Genomic DNA, 24236 nt, shown 5'->3' with positions numbered 1-24236 from the left:
TACGTTTCCTCACCGGGCCGGCCGGTTCGATGACGCGGCCGGCGCCCCGGTCACCCGGCGGCCGGCCGCGGTCAGCCCTGGCGGAGGCCGTAGCTGAGGATCATGTTGCCTTTGCTGGTCTGCTGGGATGACTGCAGCTCAAGCCGCGTCAGCGGGTCGCCGTCGTTGAAGAGCCGCCGGCCGCTGCCTGCGATCACCGGATGGACGATCAGCATCAGGCTGTCCAGCAACCCGGCGTACAGCAGCTGCCGGACCAGCGAAATGCTGCTGAAGATGCCGATGTCGCCGCCCTCGCCCTGCTTCAGGTCCGCGACGAAATCCTCCAGGGATCCTTCGATCAGCCGCGAGTTCTGCCAGCCGAGGTCACCGGTCAGGGTCCGGGACGCCACAAATTTGGGCAGCGGGTTGATGAACCCGGCGAAGTCGGCGTCCGCTTCGGCGTTCGGCCAGTACTCCGACCATTGCTGGTACCCGACGCGGCCCAGGAGCCCGGTGTCGATCCGGCCCATCATCTCGCCCATCCCGGCGCCCAGCTCCTCGTCGAAGCTGTCGAACTGCCACCGGAACGGGTCTTCAACCACGCCGTCCACGGAGCTGAACAGGCCGGCCGTCACCTTGCGCATGGTCTCTCCTCGCAGTAGGTCTTTGAGTGCACCCTAGCGGGAGTTTGGAACGCAGGGAATGGCCGGCGGGGGCCCGGGCAGGTCCGTAGCTGTTAGTGGCGGCAGCGGTGCTGGCCGGACCTGGCCGGCCTCTGACGCTACTGTGGCGGTGCAGTGAGTGAGCCGCAGTTGCCAAACTTCGAATGAACCCAATGCACCATGGTCCTGGGGAGGTCCTCGTGGCTCGGGTATTCGTCAAAGTACGAGCGCGGGCGGGCCGACATGGAGCCCGTCTCATCGATAGCGAAGTGGCCGATCAACCGCATCCCCCGTTCGGCTGCTTTCGTTTCCAAAGCGGCTGCCTCGTCCAGCAGTGGGTCCGGCTCGCTGAAGGCCTCACTGAAGCTGCCAGGGTGGGCTATCGCGAAGTACTTGGTGTAGTCCGGATTCAGTGCCGCCAGGATGGCGCCCTCGAACGGAACCAGGCAGCCGGCGAAAGTGCCAGGAACGATGCGCACGCTGTTCAACTGCATGCTTTCGTCCAGGCAAATCAGCACGAGACTGGGCATGAGCATGCCGTGCTGGATGATGCGGGGGCGGGCGAGTATCTCGAAGTCAAAGCCTGCTTGGATGATCATGTCCCGATGCTAGAAAACCGCACGGGCCACCCGACAGCGGGTAGCGCTGCTATGTGGACAACCGGCTGCCGCTCAGGCCCGGGCGATCACTTCGCCATTGGGGATCAGGAACCAGCCGTCGTCCGTGGAGCCCCAGCGGTGCCAGCCCGCGGAGATCCGGGCCAGATCCGCGGCGGTGGCGAAACCGTACTCAAGCGCTTGGTCCGCAAAGGCCGAATGCAGCACCCGCTCGCCCCAGACCCGGGCCTGCCAGCGCCGCTGCTGCCCGGTGGCGTACAGCCAGTTGCTGCTGGACGGCGCGACGTCGGTGAACCCGGCGGCTTGCGCCCAGGACACGAGCCGCCGCCCGGCGTCGGGCTCCGCGCCGTTCCGGCGCGCGATCCGCTGGTAGAGCTCCATCCACTCGTCCAGCTCGGGGATTTGCGGGTACCAGCTCATGCCGTGGAAGTCGGCGTCGCGGACGGCCACGATCCCACCGGCCTTGGCTACCCGGCGCATTTCCCGCAGGGCGCCGACAGGATCGGTGAGGTGCTGCAGCACCTGGTGCGCGTGGACGACGTCGAACGTTTCGTCCGGGAAGTCCAAGTCGTAGAGGTTCCCAGCGAGGAAGCGGACGTTGGCCACCCCGCGCTCCGCGGCCAGGGCGCTCGCGTGGGCGATGACCTCGGGGGAGCGGTCCACGCCGGTGACCTCGCCGGGGGTGACGAGCGCGGCGAAATCGCACGTGATGCTGCCGGGCCCGCAGCCGACGTCGAGCGCCGAAACGCCGGGGGTCAAATGCGGGAGGACGAACGCCGCGGAGTTTTCCGCCGTCCGTGAGGCGTGCGCGCGGACCACCGACTCGTGGTGGCCGTGGGTGTAGACATTGTCGGGTTGCTCAGCACTCATAAAGAAACGCTACGCCTCCCGCGGCCGGGACGGGCCTAACTGACTGGCCCTTGTTGGCGGCAACTAGTGCGGGTCAGCCGGGGCAGCGGCGGCTTCCTCGCCCGCGCGGACCGTGGCATCGATCATGGCGTGCAGGAACCGGGTGGCGATTTCCAGCTCGGCCGGGCTGAAGTTCTCCATGGCGGCCCCCATGTGCCGGGCGAGCGGCAGGAACATGGCGCCACCGTCGCGGTACGCCTTGGGGGTCATCCGCAGCTGGACCTGCCGGCGGTCCGTGCCCTGCCGTTCCCGGACCACATGCCCGGACTTGTCCAGCCGGTCGATCAGGGCGGTGGTGGCGGGCGAGCTGAGATGGAGTTCCTTGCGCAGCACGCCCGGTGTCACCACCTGGTTCCTCGCGGTGTGCTGCATAATCACGGACAACGCATTGAGGTCGGTGCGGTGCATGTCGTTCCGGGCGCCCGCCGAGTCCGCGTAGCGGTTGGCTTCGAGGCTGAACTCCTGAAGCAGACTCACTAGCGGCGGGGGACCGGCGGCGTCAGGGATTGCCGGCATCTCTTTTGACATGTCACCCTTCCTGCTCGGCGCCCCGGGAGGCCTGCGCGGTTGGCGCCTTCCGGAGTTTACTCCAGCCCTTCAGCCTGCAAAGTCAAAATCTTTCTAGCCTGTCACTTATATCTATTATGGAGATAATCTATGATTTACTAAAGTCTACTTCGCCACGCCACCCCGAGAAGGACGCCATGAAACGCAACCGGCAAAACTCCACCCGTGTCCCGTTCTGGCTGCGCTGGCTGGTTCCCGTGGTCCTGGTGGTCGCGTGGCTCGCCATTGCGGGCATCGGCGGCCCCACCTTCGGGCGGCTGAGCGAGGTTTCCTCGAACGACCAGGCATCCTTCCTTCCCGCGGGCGCCGAAGCCACCGAAGCGCAGGACTGGCAGGCCAAATTCCGCGACTCCAAGGAGATCCCGGCCGTCATCGTGATCGAAAGCGACGCCGCGTTCACCCGGGCCCAGCTCGGCGAGGCCGCTGCGCTGAAGGGCAAGCTCGAAGCCCTGCAGGTCGGCAGCACCGTAATCGGACCGATCCCCTCCGAGGATGCAAAGGCGGTCCAGTTTGTGGTTCCGATCGCCTCCTCCGATGAGGTGAAGGACGTCATCAAGGAGCTCCGGGACGAGGTGAAGTCCTCCGCTCCGGAGGGCATGCAGACCTTTGTCACCGGCCCGGCCGGGCTGACGGCTGACCTGGTCAGCGCGTTCGCCGGCATTGACGGCATCCTGCTGCTGGTGGCGCTGGCGGCGGTCTTCCTGATCCTGCTGGTCGTCTACCGCTCGCTGCTGCTGCCGATTGCCGTGCTGTTCACCTCGGTCTTCGCGCTCTGCGCCGCCATCCTGCTGGTCTTCGGCATGGCGAAGCTGGGCTGGATCCAGCTCAACGGCCAGAGCCAGGGCATCCTCTCCATCCTGGTGATCGGCGCCGCCACGGACTACGCGCTGCTCTACGTGGCCCGCTTCCGCGAAGCGCTGACCCACACCACCAACCGCACGGCCGCGGCGCTCACGGCGTGGAAGGCCGCCTGGGAGCCGATCCTGGCCTCCGGCGCCACTGTCATCATCGCGCTCCTTTGCCTGCTCTTTTCGGACCTCAACTCAAACAAGGCTCTCGGCCCGGTGGCGGCCGCAGGCATCCTGTGCTCGCTCTTCGCGGCGCTGACCCTGCTGCCGGCGATGATGGCGCTGCTGGGCCGGGTCGCCTTCTGGCCGTTCCGCCCCAAGCTGCTCCCGGAGACCGAGCGCGAGCCGGAGCTCGTCACCGGTCTGGAGGGCCAGAAGGGAATCTGGCGCGCCACCGGGTCCCTCGTGTCCCGCCGCCCGCGCACCGTCTGGATCGCCTCCGTGCTGCTGCTCCTGGTGGCATCCGCCGGAGTCCTCCAGCTCAAGGCCAACGGCGTACCGCAGACCGACGTCATCCTTGCCGCCTCCAACGCGGTGGACGGCCAGGACGCCCTGGCCCGCCACTTCGACGCCGGCTCCGGCAGCCCCGCCGTGATCGTCGCCGACGAGGCCAAGGCGCAGGAGGTGCTCGACAAGACCAAGGCGAGCGACGGCGTCGGGGATGCCTACCTGTTGGCCGAGGGCAACGTGCCGATTGTCCCCGGCGCCCAGGGAGCGCCCGGTGCGCCGGCAGCTCCCACCGCCCCGGCGGTCCGGGACGGCAAGGTGCTGATCAACGCCACGCTGAACTACGCCGCGGACTCCAACGAGGCCGAAAACGTCGTGGTCAACCTGCGGCAGGAGCTGAAGAAGATCGACGTCGGCGCCCTCGTCGGCGGGGTGACCGCCACAGCCCTGGACACCAACACCACGGCCCAGCGCGACCTGGTCACCATCATCCCGGTGGTCCTCGCGGTCATCCTGGTGATCCTGATGCTGCTGCTGCGTTCCGTGCTGGCGCCGGTCCTGCTGGTCGCCTCGGTGGTGCTCTCCTATGGCGCTGCGATGGGCGTCTCCGCCGTCGTGTTCAACCACATCCTTGGATTCCCGGGAGCCGACGCCACCGTCCCGCTCTTCGGCTTCGTTTTCCTCGTCGCGCTGGGCGTGGATTACAACATCTTCCTGATGAGCAGGGTCCGCGAGGAGTCCCTCAAGCACGGCACCCGGCCCGGTATCCTGCGCGGCCTCGGCGTCACCGGCGGCGTGATCACCTCGGCCGGTGTGGTCCTGGCCGCCACCTTTGCGGCGCTGGGCGTCATCCCGATCATGTTCCTGGTGCAGCTGGCCTTCATCGTCGCGTTCGGCGTACTGCTGGACACGGTCCTGGTCCGGTCCCTGCTGGTCCCGGCCCTGGCCTACGACATTGGCCCGCGGATCTGGTGGCCGAGCAAGCTCAGCCGTCCCGCGGCTGACGCCGGCGTGCGGGACCTGCCGGCCGCACCGGAACCGGAATCCGCCGACGCCGGCATCCGCTAGCCGGAGCCCCGCCGGAAGCCCCGCCAACCGGAGCCCCCAGTCGCAGCCGCCGTCACCGTCCCAGGTCCCCCCACCAGGCCACGGTGGCGGCGGCTGCTTGCGTGAGCGGCGTCGGCTGCAGGCCCAGCGCCGCCTCGCGGCCGGAGGACCCCTGTTGCCTCCCCGCCGTGCTCGATAGACTGCGACTGCGCCCGCGCGGGCGCCCACGCCTGCAGGAGGGATCCACCCATGTCTGAAAACAGTGAGTTTGATCGAACGGCAGCAGCGAAGCAGCACGGTACCGCCCCGGTTCCGGCCGGCGCCGAGGAACCGGCCGTCGAGGGCGACGCCGGCCAGTACGTCGAAGGCGACTACGGCCAGGCGGGCGTGGCGGGGGAAAACCCGGCGGCGGCCCCGGAGGGTGAATATGCCGAGGGGGATTACGGCAAGGCGGGTGTAACCGGCGGGTCGACCGTTGGCGCCGAAGAAGGCGATTACCCCGAAGGCGACTACGGCGCAGCCGGCGCCACCGGCCCGGATGCCGCCGAAGAGGGCGAATATCCCGAGGGTGACTACGGCGCAGCCGGGTCCGCAGGCGCCCAGCGCACCGGCCGCCGCGCCGAAAACGCCGCGGACGACGAAGCGGCGGGGCGGGACGGCACCGTCCGGGACGACTCGGGCCGCGAAGGGCTCTAAACCGCCGCCCGGACGTCACCACGGGCCCGTTCACGCACAGCGAAATCGCGGCGGTGGGCGTCTTATACTGCCCAAAAACCGCACAATTGGGCGGATTCGCGGCGGCCGCGGGCCCTGCGGGTGTCCCCTGAGACAAAGTTGAGTCGGGTTGGCTCAACTTCGGATTGACATCTCATCCGGGCTGCGTAAAGTTGAGTGCAGAGCGCTCAATAAGTGGGCGCGCCTCGTTCTCGACGGGCTCGAACTCCGGGTATGGCCCGGTCGCCGGGCACCCGCCCGATTGCCGAGGCCAGCAAGTTTCCAAGGAAAGAAGGAAGCAACACATGTCACGTGCAGTAGGTATTGACCTCGGAACCACTAACTCCGTCGTCTCCGTTCTCGAAGGTGGCGAGCCCACCGTTATTGCCAACGCCGAGGGTGGCCGCACCACGCCGTCGGTCGTTGCATTCTCCAAGTCCGGCGAAGTCCTGGTCGGCGAAATCGCCAAGCGCCAGGCCGTCAACAACATCGACCGCACCATCGCCTCGGTCAAGCGCCACATGGGCACCGACTGGAGCGTCGCGATCGATGACAAGAAGTACACCGCGCAGGAAATCTCCGCGCGTATCCTCATGAAGCTCAAGAACGACGCCGAGTCCTACCTCGGTGAAAAGGTCACGGACGCCGTGATCACCGTTCCCGCGTACTTCAACGACGCCGAGCGCCAGGCCACCAAGGAAGCCGGCGAAATCGCGGGCCTCAAGGTTCTGCGCATCGTCAACGAGCCCACCGCGGCCGCCCTGGCCTACGGCTTGGACAAGGGCAAGGAAGACGAACTCATCCTCGTCTTCGACCTCGGCGGCGGAACCTTCGACGTCTCCCTCCTCGAGGTCGGCAAGGACGAAGACGACTTCTCCACCATCCAGGTGCGCGCCACCGCCGGTGACAACCGCCTCGGCGGCGACGACTGGGACCAGCGCGTCGTGGACTACCTGCTGAACCAGCTCAAGGTCAAGGGCATCGACCTCTCCAAGGACAAGATCGCCCTGCAGCGCCTGCGTGAGGCCGCCGAGCAGGCCAAGAAGGAACTCTCCTCCTCCTCGAGCACCAACGTCTCCCTCCAGTACCTTTCCGTCACCCCCGACGGCCCGGTCCACCTGGACGAGCAGCTGACCCGCGCCAAGTTCCAGGACCTCACCAAGGACCTGCTGGAGCGCACCAAGAAGCCGTTCCACGATGTCATCAAGGAAGCCGGCATCAAGCTCTCCGACATCGACCACATCGTGCTGGTCGGCGGCTCCACCCGTATGCCTGCCGTCTCCGACCTGGTCAAGGAACTCGCCGGCGGCAAGGAGCCGAACAAGGGCGTCAACCCGGATGAGGTCGTCGCCGTCGGCGCCGCACTGCAGGCCGGTGTGCTGAAGGGCGAGCGCAAGGACGTCCTGCTGATCGACGTCACCCCGCTGTCCCTGGGCATCGAGACCAAGGGCGGTGTCATGACGCACCTGATCGAGCGCAACACGGCCATCCCCACCAAGCGCAGCGAGACCTTCACCACGGCTGACGACAACCAGCCCTCCGTGGCGATCCAGGTCTTCCAGGGCGAGCGCGAGTTCACCCGGGACAACAAGCCGCTGGGTACCTTCGAACTGACCGGCATCGCCCCGGCCCCCCGCGGCGTTCCGCAGGTCGAGGTCACCTTCGACATCGACGCGAACGGCATTGTGCACGTCTCCGCGAAGGACAAGGGCACCGGCAAGGAACAGTCGATGACCATCACCGGCGGCTCCAGCCTCTCCAAGGAAGACATCGACCGCATGGTCCGCGACGCCGAGGAGCACGCAGCAGAGGACAAGGCCCGCCGCGAGGCGACCGACACCCGCAACACTGCCGAGCAGCTCGCCTACTCCGTGGATAAGCTGATCGCCGACAACGCCGACAAGCTCCCCGAAGAGGTCAAGACCGAGGTCCAGGCCGACGTCGACGCCCTCAAGTCGGCGCTCGAAGGCACCGATGACGCCGCCGTCAAGACCGCGTTTGAGAAGCTCCAGGCTTCCCAGACCAAGCTCGGCGAGGCCATCTACGCCCAGCCCGGTTCCCCCGACGGCGCTGCCGGCGCCCAGGGTGCCCCGGCCGGCGAGCAGGCAGCTTCCGACGAGGACATCGTTGACGCCGAGATCGTTGACGAAGACGAGAAGAAGTAATCATGCCGCACCACGGTAACGAAGAAGAGCGCGGAGCCTCCGGGGACCGCCGCGACGAGAGCCGCGACGAGAACCAGAAGCCGGTGATCCACGACAACCGCAAGGTTGATCCGAAGACCGGCCAGGCACGTCATCCCGACCAGGAGCGCACCGCCGCCGGGGATTCGGATTCCGGGGACGCACTGTCCCAGGCCGAGGACATCCTCAACAGCGTGGACGTTCCGGCCGCGGAGTCCGTGGCGCAGGGCGCGGGTGCCGGGGAGGCGGAGGAACTGAAGAACGACCTCCGCCGCCTGCAGGCCGAGTACGTCAACTACCGCAAGCGCGTCGAACGTGACCGCGCCGTGGCAGGGGAGATGGCCGTCATCGGCGTCCTGAACGCCCTGCTCCCGGTGCTGGACGACGTCGACGCCGCCCGGCAGCACGGCGACCTCGCGGACGGACCGTTCGCCGCGATCGCCGCGAAGCTGGAGAACGCGCTGAAGACGTACGGCCTGGTGCGCATCGATGAGACCGGCGTGGAGTTCGATCCCACGATCCACGAGGCCCTCATCCAGCAGCCCGGCCCCGACGTCGAAACCGACACGGTCAGCCAGGTCCTGCGCTCGGGCTACAAGTCCGGCGAGCGGGTCCTGCGGGCGGCCCAGGTCATCGTCGCCGTCCCTGCGTAGCAGCACGCCATCGAGGTGACAGTTCGCGCCGGTGTTTCCAGCAAACATTGGCGTGAACTGTCACCTCGGCACACACTTTAGAGAGGAAACGCCATTGGCTAGCCAGGACTGGGTGGACAAGGACTTCTACAAGATCCTTGGTGTCGCCAAGGACGCTTCCGACGCCGACATCAAGAAGGCCTACCGGAAGCTCGCGCGGCAGCACCACCCGGACACCAACGCCGGGGACACGGCGTCGGAAAAGAAGTTCAAGGACATCTCCGAGGCCTACTCGGTGCTCTCCGATGCCGACGAGCGGCAGCAGTACGACGCCATCCGGGCGATGGGCGGCGGCGCCCGCTTCGCCCCGGGCGGGGCTGGCGGTGCCGCCGGCGGTGCCGGGTTCGAGGACCTGTTCGGCGGCTTGTTCACCGGCGGCGGCGGGCGCCACTCCGGCGGGTACAGCACGGCCGGCGGTATTCCGCCCGAGTTCGCCGATCTGTTCGGCGGCGGCGGTTTCGGCGGCGGCCAGTCCTTCCAGCGCGGCCCCCAGAAGGGCGCCGACCGCACCGCGTCGACCAGCATTTCCTTCGCCGGCTCCATCCGCGGCACCACCATCGGGCTGCGCGAACCGGACGGCGAGGTCATCGACGTTCGTATTCCGGCCGGCATCAAGGACGGCCAGAAAGTCCGCGTCCGCGGCAAGGGCCAGTACGGTCCGGCCGGCAACGGCGACCTCATGGTCACGGTCACGGTCAAGCCGCACGACTTCTACACCCGCGACGGTGACAACCTGCGCATCCACGTTCCGGTCACCTTCGCCGAGGCCGCCCTGGGCGCCGACATCGAGGTCCCGACCATCGACGGCGACAAGGTCAGGGTCCGGGTTCCGGCCGGCACGCCGTCCGGCCGGACGCTGCGGGTCAAGGGGCGCGGTGTCAAGCACACCAAGGCCACCGGAGACCTGCTGGTCACCATCGACGTCGCCGTGCCGAAGAAGCTGAACAAGGACGCCGAGGAAGCAGTCAAGGCCTTCGCCGCGGCCACCTCAGGCGAAGACGTCCGCGCCGGCCTGGCAGCCAAGGCCCGGCTCTAAGGACGGGGTCCGGGCATGGACATCGAGTTCGACCAGCCGATCTTCGTCATCTCCGTCGCCGCGGAGCTGGCGGACATGCACCCGCAGACGCTGCGCCAGTACGACCGGCTCGGCATCGTCTCGCCCAGCCGCGCCCCCGGGAAGTCCCGGCGGTACTCGCAGCGAGACGTGAACATGCTCCGTGAGGTGCAGCGCCTCTCGCAGGAGGGCGTCTCGCTGGAGGGGATCAAACGGATCCTGCAGCTGGAGAACCAGGTTGCCGCGCTGCAACACCGGGTCGCCGAGCTGACCGACGAACTGGGCCGGCGCCGGCAGCCGCTGGACTCCCGCATCTTCGCCGCGGGGGCCGCTGGCGACGTCGTCACCCTCGCCCGCGGCCAGCGGCCCCGCGCCCGCTCGCAGGCCCTGGTGGTGTGGCGGCCGCGGGAGACCCCCTAACGCGTTCCCGCTGCCGGCTCCAAGTAGTCGGGAGGCCCCGACTGAGTACTCGCACGCAAAGTCACGTGGTCGACGGCGCATAGTCGGGTACCGGCGGGCCGTGACTTCCCGCCCGCGCGGCCGGTTGAATTGTCTTGGCGGCCAGGCGGCCGCCCGGTTCGTAAGTTCCGGTGCAATTGTCGGGGGGCAGCACATGTTCAGTTCACCACTTCCGGGCGCAGCAACGCCGGCGTCCGCAGCGTTCGCGGGCCGGCCATGAACACCGGGTTGCACGCAGTGGCCCTCTTTGGAAACTCCTTGCCGGGCCTGCTCCTGATGGCCCTCGGGCAGTCCATGGTGGTGGTCTGCGTCTGTTTCGACATGGTCCGGGCGGTCTCCGTGCCGCGCTCCAGGCGGCGTTACCTGGCCAACACCGTGTTCCGGACGCTGGCGCTCCCCTCGATCCTCAGCATGGCCCTCATCGTGCTGGTCCACGCCGCTTCCGGCGCCTGGGAACAGGTGGCTGCCGGTGTCTTTGTCCTCGTGGCGGTCATCTTCCGGTGGCACCACGACACAGACGAGGACAGCTGGTGGACCGGGAAGGGCAAGGCGCTGGGGCGCTGGCTGCGGGGGACCCTCGGCGCGGGCCGTGTCGTGGCCCCGGCCGCAGTGTAGGTCCGCCCCCGGCCGCTAAACCCCACCGCCCGCCGGCCGCGGGTCAGAAGATCGCGTTCATGATGTTCCAGCCGATCCCGGCGCGGACCCGCGGCAGCCATTTGCCGGCGCCGCTGGTGGGGTAGAGCCAGAGTGCCCCGGTGCTGTCGCGGGCCAGGACGTCCGGCGTGCGGTCGCCGTTGAGGTCCCCGGGGCTCATCACGGCCGTCATGGCGTTCCAGCCGCTGCCGACCAGGACCCGGGGGAGCCAGCCGCCGGCGCCGGTGCCGCGGTACAGCCACAGCCGGCCGTTGGCGGCCTCCCTGGCCAGGACATCCGCCGCGCCGTCGCCGTCGAAATCCCCCGGGGCGACGAGCGCATTGAAGATGTTCCAGCCACTTCCGATCCGGACGCGGGGCAGCCAGCCGCCGTTGCCGTTGCCCGGGTAGAGCCAGAGATAACCGGTCGCGGATTCGCGGGCCAGCACGTCGACGCGTTGGTCGCCGTTGAAATCGCCCGGGCCGAGGATGGAGTTCATAGCCTGCCATCCCGTGCCGATCAGTACCCTGGGGAGCCAGCCGCCGGTGCCGGTCCCGCGGTACAGCCAGAGCCGGCCGGTGGCGGTCTCCCGGGCGAGCACGTCCAGCGGTCCGTCCCCGCTGAAGTCGCCCGGAGTTTCGAGGGCATTGAAGGCGGCCCAGCCGGTCCCGATCTTGATGCCCGGGGACAGGCCGCCGCGGCCCGTCCCGGGGTAGAGCCTCATCTCGCCGGTGGCCGTGACCCGGGCCAGGACATCGTTGTTCCAGTCACCGTTGAAGTCCGCCGTCGCGCCGGAAAGGGTGGAAGCCGGTACCGGGAGCGGCGTGAAGGCGTAGGGGTCGCAGGTCAGGTCGTAGTCGCGGACGTCGTCGTACCACTGGGACAGGTAGACCCGGCCGCCGGAGAAGCTGGCCTGCCGGCACCGGTCCAGGGCCTCCGCCGGGTAGTCCAAGCGTCCGGCCGTGGCCCAGACCGGAACGCCCGGCAGCCGCCACGAGCCGGTGATGGCCTGCCAGCCGGAGGCATAGGAGTAAAGCCCGTAGGAATATCCCGCGTCCCGGAGCCCGCGCATCAGTCCTTCGACCACGTACCGGTTTTCGCGCTGCTGGCCGGCGGTGGCGGTGGGCCACGGCTGGGCCGGGCGCGGCTCCACGTCGATCCAGACCATGGGCGGCCGGAAACCGGTCCGTTGCAGGCTGGCGACGGCGTAGCGGGCCTCGGCGTAACCGACATTGGAGAGCTGCCCGGCCCGGGTACTGGCGGACCACGGGCCCTGCGCCCGGTACGCCGTCAGCTGCGCGACCGTAGGAAACGCGGCCATGGTGTAGGCGTGGGCGCGCTTGTTGTTCGCCTTGACCCAGGCGACGTGGCTGGCCAGGCAGGGGTTTTCGGTGAAAGGCAGCCCCCGGGTCAGTCCAAGCACCACGAACGAAGTGGTGGCCGGCGGGAGCGGCAGGCCCAGGCCGCCGACCGCCGTCGGGCATTGGGGCCAGGAGAAGTCGTGCCCGTAGAGGGTGGCAGCCCCGGCCGGCGCAGCGGCGGCAGGCATCAGGCCCAGCACCAGCGCCAGGGATGCCAGCACCGATGCCAGCCGCCGCCGCGGGCGCGCCGCCGCGCCCCTGAACCGTGTCCGTGCGGCCATGGCTACCCGCTCCTTCGCCCGGCTTCTTCCCTGGGCCACCATTGGACACCCGGCCGGCGCCGGCCGGTAGGGCTGAAAGTCACCGGCCCAAGGTACCGGGGCGGCCGGGGAGTCAGTCGGTGAAGAGCCCGGCTAGGTCCTCGGCCGTCAGCGCGCCGCCGGAGAGCGCGTCGCCTTCCATCACGTCCGCGAACAGCTGGGACTTCCTGGCCTTGAGCGCCATGACCTTTTCCTCGATCGTGTCCTTGGCCACCAGCCGGTAGACCATCACGTTGCGCGCTTGGCCGATCCGGTGCGTGCGGTCCACGGCCTGCGCTTCGGAGGCGGGGTTCCACCACGGGTCCAGCAGGAACACATAGTCCGCCTCGGTGAGGTTCAGGCCGAAGCCGCCCGCCTTGAGGCTGATCAGGAACACCGGGGCGGCGCCGTTCTTGAACTCGTTGACGACGTCGGTGCGGTTGCGGGTGCTGCCGTCGAGGTAGCAGAACTCGATGTTCTCCTCAATGAGCCGTTCCCGGACCTTGCCGAGGAAACCGGTGAACTGGCTGAAGATCAGCGCACGGTGGCCCTCCGCCACAAGGTCCTCCAACTGCTCGAACAGGACGTCGAGCTTGCTGGCGCGCACCCCCGAGAGCGAGGGGTCGATCAGCGAGGGGTCCAGGCTGAGCTGGCGCAGCAGGGTGAGGGACTGGAAGATCGTAAAGCGGTTCTTGTTCACGTCCTCGATCAGGCCCAGGATCTTCTGCCGCTCGCGCTGCAGGTGCGTCTGGTAGACCTTCTGGTGCCGCGGGTTCAGCACAACTTCGAGGACCTGCTCCTGCTTGGGCGGCAGGTCGTGGATGACCTGTTCCTTGGTGCGGCGCATCATCAGCGGCCGGACCCGACGCCGGAGCTTGTCCAGCTGCGCCTTGTCGCCGTTTTTCTCCACCGGCTTCTGGTAGTACTCGGCGAAGCGCTTGGGGCTGGAGAAGAGCCCCGGGGCCACAATCGAGGTCAGTGCCCAGAACTCCATCAGGTTGTTTTCGAGCGGGGTGCCGGTGATCGCCAGCTTGAAGGAGGCGGGGAGCTTCCGGGCGCACTGGTAGGCCTTGGACTGGTGGTTCTTCACGAACTGCGCCTCGTCCAGCACCAGGCCGGCCCACTGCCGGGAGGCGTACGCCTCGTAGTCGATCCGGAACAGCGCGTAGGAGGTGATGACGACGTCGGCGCCCGCCATGGCCTCGGCCGGCACCGAGCCGCTCTTCGCGAACGTCTCGCTGATGGCCCGCACCGTCAGTCCGGGGGCGAAGCGCGCGGTTTCGGCCTGCCAGTTTCCGACCACGCTGGTGGGCGCGACCACCAGGAACGGCGCACCGCCGGGCGCGCTCCCCGGGGCGCTCCCCGCGACGCTGCCGCCGTCGGCCGCCGGGACAGTGTCCGCGCCGGACTCAGCGGCCGCCACCTTGGCGGCGCAGATCAGCGCCAGGGCCTGCACGGTCTTGCCCAGGCCCATGTCATCGGCCAGCACCCCGCCCAGGCCGTGGCGGTAGAGGAAGCTGAGCCAGTTGAAGCCCTCGAGCTGGTACGGGCGCAGCTCGGCGTTCAGCGTGTCCGGCAGCGGCAGCCCCTTGACGCCGCCCTCCAGCAGCCCGCCGACGGCCTCGCGCCACGCAGCGGCCTGCTCGTCGACGATGCCCAGCTGGGCCAGCTCGTCCCAGAGCCCGGCCTGGAAGCGGCTGATCTGCAGCGGGGCGTCCTTGTTGTCCTGCAGCTCCCGCGCTTCTTCGATCAGGGCGCGCAGCTGGTGCAGCTCGGGCAGGTCCAGGGAGAAGTAGGCGCCGCTGGGCAGCAGCATCTTGGTCTGGCCGGCCGCCAGGGCGGAGAACACGGCGGCGAAGGACACCGGCTGGCCCTCGAGGGAAATCTGGATGCCCAGGTCGAACCAGTCGCGCTGCTCGGTGGCCTTGGTGGAGATCGACACCACCGGCGCCTCCTCGGCCTCGCGGTAGTCGGCAATCTCACCGGCCGTGTCCACAGAGACGTCCGGAAGCTCGCGGAGCGCAGGCAGGACTTCCTCGGTGAAGGCCAGCGTGTCCAGGCCGCTGAGCTCCGCGGACGCCGCCAGCCGCGGGGTACCCCAGCCGCCGGTGGCGGATTCGCCGAGCTTCGGCACCACGTCCCACGGCTGGCCCACGGTCTCCAGGATGCGGGCCTCGGCGGTGTCGTCACGGTAGCCGTGGTCGCCGGGGTGCCGCCACAGCGGTTGGGCCGTGACCAGGGTGCCGGACTTGTAGTGCCACTCCCAGTGCAGCCGGACCCGGTGGTCCGCGCCGTAGTTGGCCAGCAGGGACAGGGTGGGCACCGCCAGGGCGGGCAGCTCGACGGATTCATCGGAGGCGGTGACCCGCGCGGTCTGCTTGAGCTTGGGGTAGAACCCGGTCAGGAAGCGTCCCTCGTCCCGGGCCGGAATATGCAGGGTGGTGCCGCCGGTGACGAAGGTCAGCAGCTCCTCGCTGAGTCCGGCTTCCAGGGGTGCCAGGGTGATCGCGGAGTCGCCCGGGGCAACGCCGGGCAGCGCGTCCGCGCCGGAGGTCAGGAAGATCCCGTGCGCGGGCCGCCCGATGGTCCCGACCGACGCCGGATCGACCACCGCCCCCTCCACGGTGATGGTCGGAGCGAGCGCCAGCCCGCCGTCGGCCTCCCCGGTGCCGAGCCGGGTCAGGTTCAGTCCGACGGCGGCCGGCTCGTCGGCCAGCCGCACGGGTTCGTCGCCCCGGCCGTGGACCAGGGCGAGGCCGATCTTCCGGGCCTCGGCCAGCAGGCTCCAGAGGTTCTTGCCGGCGTAGGTGTTCAACCCCAGCCAGGGCGCGGTGCCGGCGTGCTGGCGGTTCGCCAGGGCCGTGTGCGAGGCGAGGAATTCCAGCATCCACTCCACGTGGGCTTCGTTGCATTCGCGCCGGTAGTTCAGGTAGCTCAGCGTGTTCCAGGAGACGTCTCCGCGGATCCACTTGCCCTTGGCGCCCATAATGACGGGCCGGGCCTTGAGCTGCCGGACGCTGCGGAGCGGATCGCGGCGGCCGGTGTAGGAGAAGTGCGGCGCCGGTTCCTCGATCTCGAATTGCAGCGCGAGCGGGACGCCGTTGGTGGACTGGGTGATTCCCGGCCGGGCGATCAGCGGGCTGAGGGCCTGCTCCCAGTCCGGCAGGTCCAGCGCCGGGACCTGGCGGGACAGCCGGGAGGACTCCGCAGGTGCCAGCAGCTGGAGGCGGGTCGCCGGGTTGTCCTCGGCGGCAAACAGCAGGGCGGCCACGTGCTTGCAGTCCTTGCGGACCGGGCAGCTGCAGACACCGACGCTGCAGCTCCAGCCGCCGCCCTTGCGGACCAGCTTCGCCGTCGTCGAATAGGGAACATCCGCGCCGCCGCGGACCTTCCCCAGCATCAGCCCGGTGGCGGCGTCGAAGGAAATCCCGGAAACCCGGCTTCCCATGGCGTAGGCGAGCCCGGCCGCGAGGGAGCGGTCGTTGATTGCGGGGGTCTGTATTGCCAGTGCCGCACTCTCGTCCGGATGGGATGGCATGTGCGCACTACTTTCAGCAGTTGGTCATCTGATCCATCTTAGCCAGCCTGGCGTGGCCCGGAAACTTCGCCTGGCGTTCACTCCCGCTTGGGCTGTGCGGCACGGAGCGGGCCTACCGTGGAAGGGACCGGAGCAGCACCCGCCACCCCCGTGAGGATCCCCATGAGCAGCAGCCTGACCCAGAGCCCCACCGCTACCGGCCACGCCCCGGTCCTGACCCGGGAGTGCCTCCACGGCGGCAACGTGGATGTTGTGGACGCGAATGTGGACGTCGTCAACGCCATGTACGCGGAACTGCTCGACGCGGAGGAAATCGCTCCCACTGCGCTGCGCAGCTACTTCGTGGACTTTTACCTGACGCAGGCGCTGGGCGGCGGCTTCGCCCAGTACGTCTTCACCCTGCCCGAGCGCGCGGAGGTGGACGGCTACGTCCGCGAGGGGCTGGCCGCGATGGGCGCCACGGCCCACCTGGACCTGTTCAACCGCAGCGTGGCCGCCTTCGACGCACTCTCCGGGGAGACGGACGCTTATCTGGACGGCGACGCCGAGCTCGACGCCGGACTCGACGCCGGGCTGGACGCCGACGGCGGCGCCCGCGGCGTTGGGGCGGCGGTACCCGACGCGGTGCGGCAGTTGGAGCAGCTCGACGACGAATTCGAGCCGCTGCTGGAAACCGAGGACATCGTCGCGCTCAACGCCGCGTGGCTGCGCAGCCAGCCGGACCTGCTGGTCCTGGACCCGGACGAACTCGACCGCCACATCCACGAACGGGTGTCCCGGATCCCCAACCTCGCGGAACGCCAGGCCGAGGCGGCCGAGGAGGAGCTCAGGAGCGCCCCGGAGTTTGAGCTGATTATCCGGGAGCTGTGTGAGGTGGCCGGGCACACCCTGCTGAAGATCACCATGGGCGACCCGAACTACGACCACCACGGCGACCGGGTCCTGGCCTGGCACTTCACCACGGACCAGGGCGAGTTCCTGATGCTGGAGGACGACGACGAGGCCTACATGATCCACTCGGAAACCCGCGAGATCATCGCCGCCGTCGAGTTCGAGGACGACGTCGACGACGAACCGTCAGACGGGTAGCGGCAAGACCTACATCCGGGCGAGCCGGGCCCGGACGGCCAGGAAGATGCCGTAGCAGATCAGGCCGGCGCCCACGGCGGCGAGCATGTACATCCCGAGCGGCTGCTCCCGCAGGGCCTTCAGGCCGCCGTCGAGCCCGGTCGATTCCGCCGGGTTTGCTTTCACGGTGGCAATGACGATCAGCAACCCGGTCAGCAGCAGCGCCACACCCTTGGCGGCATAGCCGACGACGCCGGCGACGGTCACCGCGGTGCGGGTGTGCTCGTTGGCGGGCAGGCGCAGGTACTTCAGGAACGATTTGCGGAGACCCCTGATGGCATAGACGACGCCGGTAATGGCGATGGCGGCGCCAATGACGATCAGCAGCAGCACGCCGCCCGGCGCCTTCATGAGCTGCACGGTGAGGTCGCTGGTGGAGCGGCGGTGGTCCGCGTGGGCGCCGAGGGCCACGGACGCCAGCGTGAGCCCGAACCCGGCGTAGACCACAGCCTGCAGGGCGGCCTTGAGCTTCTTGCCGACCTTCTTTTTGGTGGGCAGGTGGTTGAAGTCGAACACCGCGTCACTGGTCTGCCAGATGGCCAGCGCGACACAGGCCGCGAAGGCGCTCCACAGCAGCGCCGGACCGGCCGGCTGCTTGGCGAGCTCCTCAACCGCGCCGCTGACATCGGCCTGGCCCTGCCCGCCCATCGCGAGCCGGATCGCGACGAGGCCGATCAGGAAGTGCAGGATGCCGGACACGGCGAACCCTGCCCGTGCCGCGTATTCGAGCGGCTTGGAGTTGGTGACGTCCTCGGCGACTTCCGCGGCGTCCTTGAGTTCTTTTTTGATGGTCGGTCCTTCGGGTCTTCTGGCTCTGCCGGCGCCGTCGTGCCGCCGCCAGCCCTGCATCTTCGGTAATCGTGCCACGGGAAGCCGCTTCGCAACAGCATCTTGGCCGCGGGCGGGTGGGGGCGGGGTCAGCGGCGCCGGTAGCAGAGATCGAAGATCAGCCGGCGGGCCTCGTGGGCCTTGTTCTCGAAGCTCGTCAGGATCCGGCCCTCGAACCTCGGTGCCCAGCCGCCGGTCTCGTCGACGCCCTCGTTGGGGCCGGTGTGTTCGGTGCTGACCGGCGCCCGGCCCTCCTTGACCGGGGCCCCGCCCACGACGGACTCCACCCCGGACTCCCAGACCTGGGTGAGCGGGCTGTCGTCGCCGCTGCGCTCGCCCTCGTGCAGGTTTTCGAAGTCGGGGGAGCCGGCCAGGACCTCGCGCACGTGCACGGCGTAGTTGGACCAGTCGGTGGCGATCCGCCAGATGCCGCCGGGTTTAAGGGCCCGCGCTGCGAGGTCGGCGAAGGCCGGCTGGATGAGGCGCCGCTTGTGGTGCCGCGACTTGTGCCACGGGTCGGGAAAGAAGACCCAGAGTTCGGTGACCGAGCCTGCCGGGAGCATGCTGGCAAGCACCTCGGGGGCGTTGGCCTCCACCACCCGCACGTTGCTCAGCCGGCGGCTGTTGATCTTGATCAGGGTGTTGGCCAGGCCCGGGGTGTAGACCTCCACGGCCAGGAAGTCCTTGTCCGGATTCTCCTCCGCCGCGTGGCAGACGGCGTCGCCGAGCCCCGAGCCGATCTCGACGATCAGCGGAGCCGTCCGGCCAAACTCGGCCTCGGCGTCGAACACGTAATCGGGGTGCACGGAGGTGTTCGCGATGTGCCGCGGGACGTCGACCGCCCACCGGTCCGCGTGCTCCTCCCACGCCGCCTGGCGGCGACCCTGCAGGCGGGTGCCGCGGCGTACAAAGCTGACCGGCCGGCCGCCGTAGGTGCCGAACGATGCCTGGCTGCCGGGCGTGACCGGGCGGGCAGGCTGCGGCGTCTGGGGGGATTCTGGGGATTCGCTCATCACTTCCAGAATAGTGGAGTCTCGGCGGGCCGGCCGGACCGGGGAGCCCCCTCCCGGCTGCGCCCGGGAGGGTTCCCCCCGGACCGGGGAGCCCCCTCCCGGCTGCGCCCGGGAGGGTTCCCGCGTCGACGGCGGTGCGCCCGGTTCAGTTCGGAGCGGCGGGCACTGCCTGCCAGAATTGGTCCGTGAGCACAGCAAAGAACGCGCCCGGACCCGCCAGCAGGGCCGCCCGTCACGCCCCGGACCATGCGGCGGCCCACGGGGTGGATACCCTGGTGGACGCGGAGATCGACGACGTTCCCGCCGCGGAGCCCACCGCCCTCGGCAGCCGCCGTGCACTGGCCTATTTGGGCGTGTGCCTGGTGCTGATCGGGCTGAACCTGCGCACCGTGTTCTCCAGTTTCGCCGCGGTGCTCCCGGAGGTGACCGCCGACGCCGGCCTGCCGGGCTGGGCGGTCGTGGCGCTGACCACCGCGCCGGTGACCCTGCTGGGCGTGTTCGCCCCGCTCGCGCCGCCGCTGGCCCGCCGTTTCGGGGCCGAACGGGTGCTGCTGGGGGCCATGGCCGTGCTCACCGCCGGTCTGCTGCTGCGCCCCCTGGATGCGCCCGGAATCGGCCACCTGCCCTCGCTCCTGGCCGGCACCGCCGCGTGCGGCGCCGCCATCTCGCTCTGCAACGTCCTGCTTCCTGGCCTGGTCAAGCGCGACTTCCCGCACCGCCTGGGCCTGATGGGCGGGCTCTACACCACGGCGATCTGCGCGTCCGCGGCCCTTGGCGCCGGCTTCACCTACCCGTTGTTCAGCGCGACCGGGCAGTGGACGGCGGCGCTATGGTTCTGGGCGCTGCCAGCCGGCGTCGTGCTGGTATTGTTCCTGCCGCTCGCGGCGGCCCAGCACCACGGGCGGCACCAGGCGGCGGCCGGCGGCGTCAACGTCTGGCGCTCGGCGATCGCCTGGCAGGTGACCGGGTTCATGGCGCTGCAGGCGATGATGTCCTTCAGCGTGTTCGCCTGGCTGGCGCCGATCCTGCGGGAACGCGGGGTGGACGGCGGCACGGCCGGGCTGATTGTGTCCGCCTCGATCGTGCTGCAGATGCTGGGATCCCTCTTCGCGCCCGCCCTGGCCGCCCGGCTCCGGGACCAGCGCGCCGTCAACACGGTGGTGGCGCTGATGACCGGCGCCGGGTTCGCCCTGAGCATCTTCGGCCCGCTGGACCTGGTCTGGGTGTGGACCGGGCTGCTGGGCCTGGGACAAGGCAGCCTGACCGCGGTGGCCCTGACCATGATCATGCTGCGCACCCGCGACGGGCACACCGCCGCGCACCTCTCCGGCATGATGCAGGGGGTGGGTTACGGCGTTGGCTCGGCCGGGACCCTGCTGGTGGGGCAGCTGCACCAGGGCACCGGATCCTTTGCCGCGGCGGGGGTGCTCTTCCTGGTGGTCGGCTCCCTGGCGGCCGTGTTCGGCTACCGCGCCGGGAAAGACCGTTTCGTCGGCGGCTGAGGGCAGGTCAGAGGGTGAGGTCCTTGCCCTTCGTTTCCGGGATGGTGAAGACGAACGCGGCGGAGACGGCCAGCAGCAGCACCGCGTAGACGTTGAACAGCTGCGGCAGCTGCAGGCTCGTCCCGAGCCACTGCTGGAGGTACGGCGCGGTGCCGCCGAACAGCGCCACGCAGATCGAATACGGCACGCCGACGCCGACGGTGCGGATGCTCGTGGGGAACAGCTCGGCGTAGACGGCCGGGACGATCGCCGCGCTCGCGGCAATGAAGATCAGCATCACGGACATGCTGACCGCCAGCTGCCAGGCCGAATCCTTGAGCAGGGCCGTCATCGGGAAGTGCATGATGCCCGCTCCGATCGCCCCGGACCACAGCACCTTCTTGCGGCCGATCCGGTCCGACAGTTTGCCCCAGAACGGCAGCGCGGCAATGAACACGATGTTGCCGATCACGCCGGCCCAGAGGGCTTCGCCGCGGTCGATTTTCAGCGCGGTGGTGGCGTAGCTGGGGGCAACAACGCCCCAGATGTAGTAGATCACCGTCAGGCCGACGGTCAGGCCGATGACCTGCAGCGCCTGCTTGCGGTGGCGGACGATCTGCGGCCAGATCGGAGCGCGCTTCTCCGCCAAGGCTTCGCCGGCGAAGACGTCGGTTTCGTGCAGCCGGGACCGCATGATCAGCGCGTACAGCCCCATGGCCGCGCCCACCAGGAACGGGATGCGCCAGCCCCAGGCGTTCATCACTTCGGTGCTCAGGGTCATGTTGAGTACGGCGCCGAGCAGGGTGCCGAACAGGATCCCCACGGTGCCGGAGGTGTAAATCAGGGTCGCCCAGAAACCGCGGTGTTCCCGCGGCGCCATTTCGGACAGGTACGTCTGCGACGACGGCAGCTCGCCGCCGTGCGCCAGGCCCTGGACCAGCCGGGCGACCAGGAGCATCAACGACGCCCAGGCGCCGACCGCCGCGAAGGTCGGCGCGATGCCGATCATCAGGCTGCCCACTGAGGCGAGCCCGACGGCCAGGGTCATCGACGCCTTGCGGCCGATCCGGTCGCCGATCCAGCCGAACAGGAATCCGCCGAACGGGCGGGCCACGAAGCCGACGGCGAAGATCGCCAGCGTGGACAGCACGGCGGAGGCGGGATCGGCTTTGCTGAAGAGCTGGCTGGCGATGAACGGCGTGAACGTGGCGTAGATGGCCCAGTCGTACCATTCGACGGCGTTGCCGATGCCGGTGCCGATGATTGTCTTGCGGGTGGAGGTCCGGGGTGCCGTCGCCAGGGACGCGGTTGCAGTCATGGTGTTCTCCCTCAAGGGATGGGGCTAGGAAAGGATGGAGGCGGCGGCAACGGTGTTGCCCGCGCCGGGGACGTCCGCTGCCGCGAGGGCGGCGAGACGGGAGACGGCGAGTTCCGCATAGAGCGCGGCGCCGTCGGCCAGCACGCCGTCGTCGAACGTGGCGTACGGGGAGTGGTTGAACGCGGAGGCGGCGTGGTCGGCGCCGCGGGGGACGGCGCTCAGCCCGATGAAGGTGCCGGGGACCTCGGCGAGGACCCGGGAGAAGTCCTCGGAACCGCTCAGCGGGGTGGCCCAGCGGGCGAGCCGGGAATCGCCGAAGAGTTCCTCGATGACGTTCTCCGCGGTGTGGGTTTCGTCCACGTCGGTGATGGTGAGGGGGTATTCCTGCTGGTAGTCGACGTCGACGTCGAGGCCGTGCGCCGCCGCGATGCCCTTCAGCAGGCGCGGTACGGCGTCCATCATCTTGAGCCGGGATTGCTCGGAGAAGGTCCGGATGGTGGCCTCGATGCGTGCCGTTTCCGGGATGATGTTGCGCTTGGTGCCGGCCTGGAGCACGCCCACGGACAGGACTACGGGGTCGAACATGTTGAACTGGCGGGTCACCATGACCTGGAGGGCGGTGACCATTTCGGCCGCGGCCGTGACGGGGTCCTTGGCCGAATGCGGGGCCGAGCCGTGGCCGCCGGCGCCCAGCACCGTGACCGTCAGGCCGTCGGAGGAGCTGAGCATGACGCCGGGTTTGGTGCAGAAGGTGCCGTGCGGTTCCAGGGCGGAGAACACGTGCATGCCGTACGCGGCGTCCACGCGCCGGCCGGCGGCATCCAGGACGCCTTCGCGGATCATGTGGCTGGCGCCGTCGAAGCCTTCCTCGCCGGGCTGGAACATCAGCACGACGTCGCCGGCCAGCCGGTGCCGCCGCTCGGCCAGCAGCGTTGCGGCGCCGGTGAGCATGGCGGTGTGCAGGTCGTGGCCGCAGGCGTGCATGGCGCCGTCGATCCTGGACGTGTAGTCCACCCCGGTTTTCTCCTGCACCGGCAGGCCGTCCATGTCCGCGCGCAGGAGGACCGCTGGCCGGGTGTCCGCGCCGGTTCCGGCCGCCTGGCCGCGCAGTACCGCGGTGACCGACGTCGTGTCCTGACCCAGGGTGATCTCGTAACCGAGCCCGTCGAGTGCCTTGAGTACCTTCTCCTGGGTGCGGGGCAGCGTCAGGCCAATCTCGGGCTCCCGGTGCAGCTCGTGGCGGAGCCGGGTAAGGTCCGGCTGGATGTCCCGGGCGTCTGCGGTGATCGGCACGTATTCTCCTCAGTGGTTGGTTCGGCTTTCTTGTCTATTCTGAAGTGACGTGGTTCACAAGCCGCCAAAGGGCTGGAAAAATGCATCAAGTGATCTAAAACGCAGTTTGTATGCATGCGGGAAGGAGGAAATGGTGGAACTCAGTGAAGAGGACCTTGCGCTGATCAACGTCCTGCAGATCGCCCCTCGCCTGAGCTGGGCCGATGCCGCGGAGGTGCTGGGCGTTCACGCCACCACTCTGGCGGCCCGCTGGGAGCGGCTGCGGGCCTCCGGCGTTTCCTGGATTACGGCCCACCTGATCGGCGACCCCCACCAGATGTGCCTGGCGTTTGTCGCCGTGGACTGCGAGATGCACCGGCGCGAAGAGGTCACCGCGCAGCTTGCCGGGATGGCGGAAATCATCACGGTGGAGGAGGCGGCCAGCAACCGGGACCTCATGCTGACCGTCATCACGTCCTCCCTGGACGACTTCAGCACGAAAGTGATCCAGCGGCTGAAGGAGATCGACGGCCTGGTCAAATACCAGACCGCGCTGTGCACCAGGCTGCATGCAAGCGGCGGATCCTGGCGGCTCAACGTGCTCAGCCGGGCCCAGCAGGCCGCCGTGAAGGCCAAGGCCGGCCCCGAGGCCACCGGCGTTGCCCCGCCCATCGCCAGGGAGGACCTGCCCGCCAGCCACCTGGCGCTGCTGCCGTTCCTGGCCAAGGATGGACGGGCGACGGCGGCGGAGATTGCCCGCGGGCTGGGCAGGCATCCGGCAACGGTCCAGCGGCAGCTCAACCGGGTGCTCGCAAGTGGAATCCTGTCCTTCCGCTGCGAGGTCGCCCAGCGGTTTTCGGCTTTCCCGGTGACCTGCCAGTGGTTCGTCAACGTCCCGGCCGGCCGGCATGAGGAAGCTGCAGCCGAACTGAAGACAATGCGCAACGTACGGCTCAGCGCCTCCACCACCGGGCCCACCAACTTTGTCATCGTGATGTGGCTGCAGTCCCTGGCGGACGTCATGAACATCGAACTGGTACTGCAGCAAAAGGTGCCGGGGATCGTGCTCGTGGAAAGCGTCGTCATGCTCAGCACCGTGAAACGGGTGGGCTGGATGCTGAACCCGGACTCCAGGGCCAGCGGCGCCGTGGTGGTTCCGGCCGAAGGCATTGGCCCGGCCGAGTGAG

The 24236-nt window shown here is 69.0% G+C and carries 20 protein-coding genes; 10 read left to right on the top strand and 10 right to left on the bottom strand.

Annotation, left to right across the window (positions count from 1 at the left end; all coding sequences use genetic code 11):
- Positions 1–71: 71 nt before the first annotated feature.
- The 4 genes from AC1MED_RS17015 to AC1MED_RS17000 all read right to left on the bottom strand — a co-directional run bounded on the left by AC1MED_RS17015 (position 72) and on the right by AC1MED_RS17000 (position 2695).
- Positions 72–623 (bottom strand): dihydrofolate reductase family protein, encoded by a 552-nt coding sequence (locus AC1MED_RS17015; protein WP_479784578.1) that lies wholly within the window; start codon positions 621–623, stop codon positions 72–74.
- A gap of 137 nt (positions 624–760) precedes the next feature.
- Entirely contained in the window at positions 761–1240 is a 480-nt protein-coding gene (locus AC1MED_RS17010; protein ID WP_346959392.1) for a hypothetical protein, read from the bottom strand.
- A gap of 72 nt (positions 1241–1312) precedes the next feature.
- Positions 1313–2128 (bottom strand): methyltransferase domain-containing protein, encoded by an 816-nt coding sequence (locus tag AC1MED_RS17005; RefSeq protein WP_479784576.1) that lies wholly within the window; start codon positions 2126–2128, stop codon positions 1313–1315.
- Between the two features lie 63 nt (positions 2129–2191).
- Positions 2192–2695 carry a MarR family winged helix-turn-helix transcriptional regulator gene (locus tag AC1MED_RS17000; protein WP_479784574.1) on the bottom strand — a complete coding sequence of 168 codons (504 nt, stop codon included), beginning with the start codon at positions 2693–2695 and terminating at the stop codon, positions 2192–2194.
- A gap of 176 nt (positions 2696–2871) precedes the next feature.
- On the opposite strand from AC1MED_RS17000, the gene AC1MED_RS16995 reads away from it, so the two are divergent.
- The 7 genes from AC1MED_RS16995 to AC1MED_RS16965 all read left to right on the top strand — a co-directional run bounded on the left by AC1MED_RS16995 (position 2872) and on the right by AC1MED_RS16965 (position 10793).
- Positions 2872–5097, top strand: a complete 2226-nt coding sequence (locus AC1MED_RS16995) for an MMPL family transporter (protein WP_346959395.1) — start codon at positions 2872–2874, stop codon at positions 5095–5097.
- Positions 5098–5325: 228 nt separating this feature from the next.
- On the top strand, positions 5326–5772 hold the full coding sequence (locus tag AC1MED_RS16990; protein ID WP_479784573.1) for a hypothetical protein: 447 nt from the start codon (positions 5326–5328) through the stop codon (positions 5770–5772).
- A 323-nt stretch (positions 5773–6095) separates the two neighbouring features.
- The gene (gene dnaK / locus AC1MED_RS16985) at positions 6096–7955 is read left to right on the top strand and encodes a molecular chaperone DnaK (protein WP_479784571.1); all 1860 of its coding nucleotides are present in this window, start codon (positions 6096–6098) and stop codon (positions 7953–7955) included.
- A 2-nt stretch (positions 7956–7957) separates the two neighbouring features.
- Positions 7958–8626: a nucleotide exchange factor GrpE gene (locus AC1MED_RS16980; protein ID WP_479784570.1), complete on the top strand. Its 669-nt coding sequence runs from the start codon at positions 7958–7960 to the stop codon at positions 8624–8626.
- Positions 8627–8720: 94 nt separating this feature from the next.
- Positions 8721–9701, top strand: a complete 981-nt coding sequence (locus AC1MED_RS16975; protein ID WP_346959399.1) for a DnaJ C-terminal domain-containing protein — start codon at positions 8721–8723, stop codon at positions 9699–9701.
- 15 nt (positions 9702–9716) lie between these two features.
- A complete protein-coding gene (locus AC1MED_RS16970) occupies positions 9717–10139 on the top strand; it encodes a heat shock protein transcriptional repressor HspR (RefSeq protein ID WP_346959400.1) in 423 nt (140 codons plus the stop codon).
- A gap of 255 nt (positions 10140–10394) precedes the next feature.
- Positions 10395–10793 (top strand): hypothetical protein, encoded by a 399-nt coding sequence (locus AC1MED_RS16965; protein ID WP_479784569.1) that lies wholly within the window; start codon positions 10395–10397, stop codon positions 10791–10793.
- A 43-nt stretch (positions 10794–10836) separates the two neighbouring features.
- On the opposite strand, the gene AC1MED_RS16960 is transcribed toward AC1MED_RS16965, so the two are convergent.
- Positions 10837–12453, bottom strand: a complete 1617-nt coding sequence (locus AC1MED_RS16960) for an FG-GAP repeat domain-containing protein (protein ID WP_479784567.1) — start codon at positions 12451–12453, stop codon at positions 10837–10839.
- 112 nt (positions 12454–12565) lie between these two features.
- A complete protein-coding gene (locus tag AC1MED_RS16955; protein ID WP_479784565.1) occupies positions 12566–16009 on the bottom strand; it encodes a DEAD/DEAH box helicase in 3444 nt (1147 codons plus the stop codon).
- A 162-nt stretch (positions 16010–16171) separates the two neighbouring features.
- On the opposite strand from AC1MED_RS16955, the gene AC1MED_RS16950 reads away from it, so the two are divergent.
- On the top strand, positions 16172–17098 hold the full coding sequence (locus AC1MED_RS16950; protein ID WP_479784563.1) for a DMP19 family protein: 927 nt from the start codon (positions 16172–16174) through the stop codon (positions 17096–17098).
- A 9-nt stretch (positions 17099–17107) separates the two neighbouring features.
- Here the strand turns inward: AC1MED_RS16950 and AC1MED_RS16945 are convergent, their stop codons facing one another.
- A complete protein-coding gene (locus AC1MED_RS16945) occupies positions 17108–17986 on the bottom strand; it encodes a DUF1206 domain-containing protein (protein WP_479786718.1) in 879 nt (292 codons plus the stop codon).
- Positions 17987–18054: 68 nt separating this feature from the next.
- Complete coding sequence (trmB, locus tag AC1MED_RS16940) at positions 18055–18978, bottom strand: tRNA (guanosine(46)-N7)-methyltransferase TrmB (protein ID WP_479784562.1); 924 nt, start codon at positions 18976–18978, stop codon at positions 18055–18057.
- 263 nt (positions 18979–19241) lie between these two features.
- Here trmB and AC1MED_RS16935 point away from each other — a divergent pair, with 263 nt between their 5' ends.
- The gene (locus tag AC1MED_RS16935; protein ID WP_346959435.1) at positions 19242–20480 is read left to right on the top strand and encodes an MFS transporter; all 1239 of its coding nucleotides are present in this window, start codon (positions 19242–19244) and stop codon (positions 20478–20480) included.
- 7 nt (positions 20481–20487) lie between these two features.
- Here the strand turns inward: AC1MED_RS16935 and AC1MED_RS16930 are convergent, their stop codons facing one another.
- Together AC1MED_RS16930 and AC1MED_RS16925 are read right to left on the bottom strand one after the other, a co-directional pair.
- On the bottom strand, positions 20488–21777 hold the full coding sequence (locus AC1MED_RS16930; RefSeq protein ID WP_479784560.1) for an MFS transporter: 1290 nt from the start codon (positions 21775–21777) through the stop codon (positions 20488–20490).
- A 24-nt stretch (positions 21778–21801) separates the two neighbouring features.
- Positions 21802–23070, bottom strand: coding sequence for a M20 metallopeptidase family protein (locus tag AC1MED_RS16925; RefSeq protein WP_479784558.1), 1269 nt, complete (start codon positions 23068–23070; stop codon positions 21802–21804).
- Between the two features lie 130 nt (positions 23071–23200).
- On the opposite strand from AC1MED_RS16925, the gene AC1MED_RS16920 reads away from it, so the two are divergent.
- Entirely contained in the window at positions 23201–24235 is a 1035-nt protein-coding gene (locus AC1MED_RS16920; protein WP_479784556.1) for an Lrp/AsnC family transcriptional regulator, read from the top strand.
- The last annotated feature ends 1 nt before the right edge of the window (position 24236 follow it).

The organism is Arthrobacter sp. BI5 (genome assembly GCF_056680065.1).
This window is presented reverse-complemented; position numbering and strand designations above follow the sequence as displayed.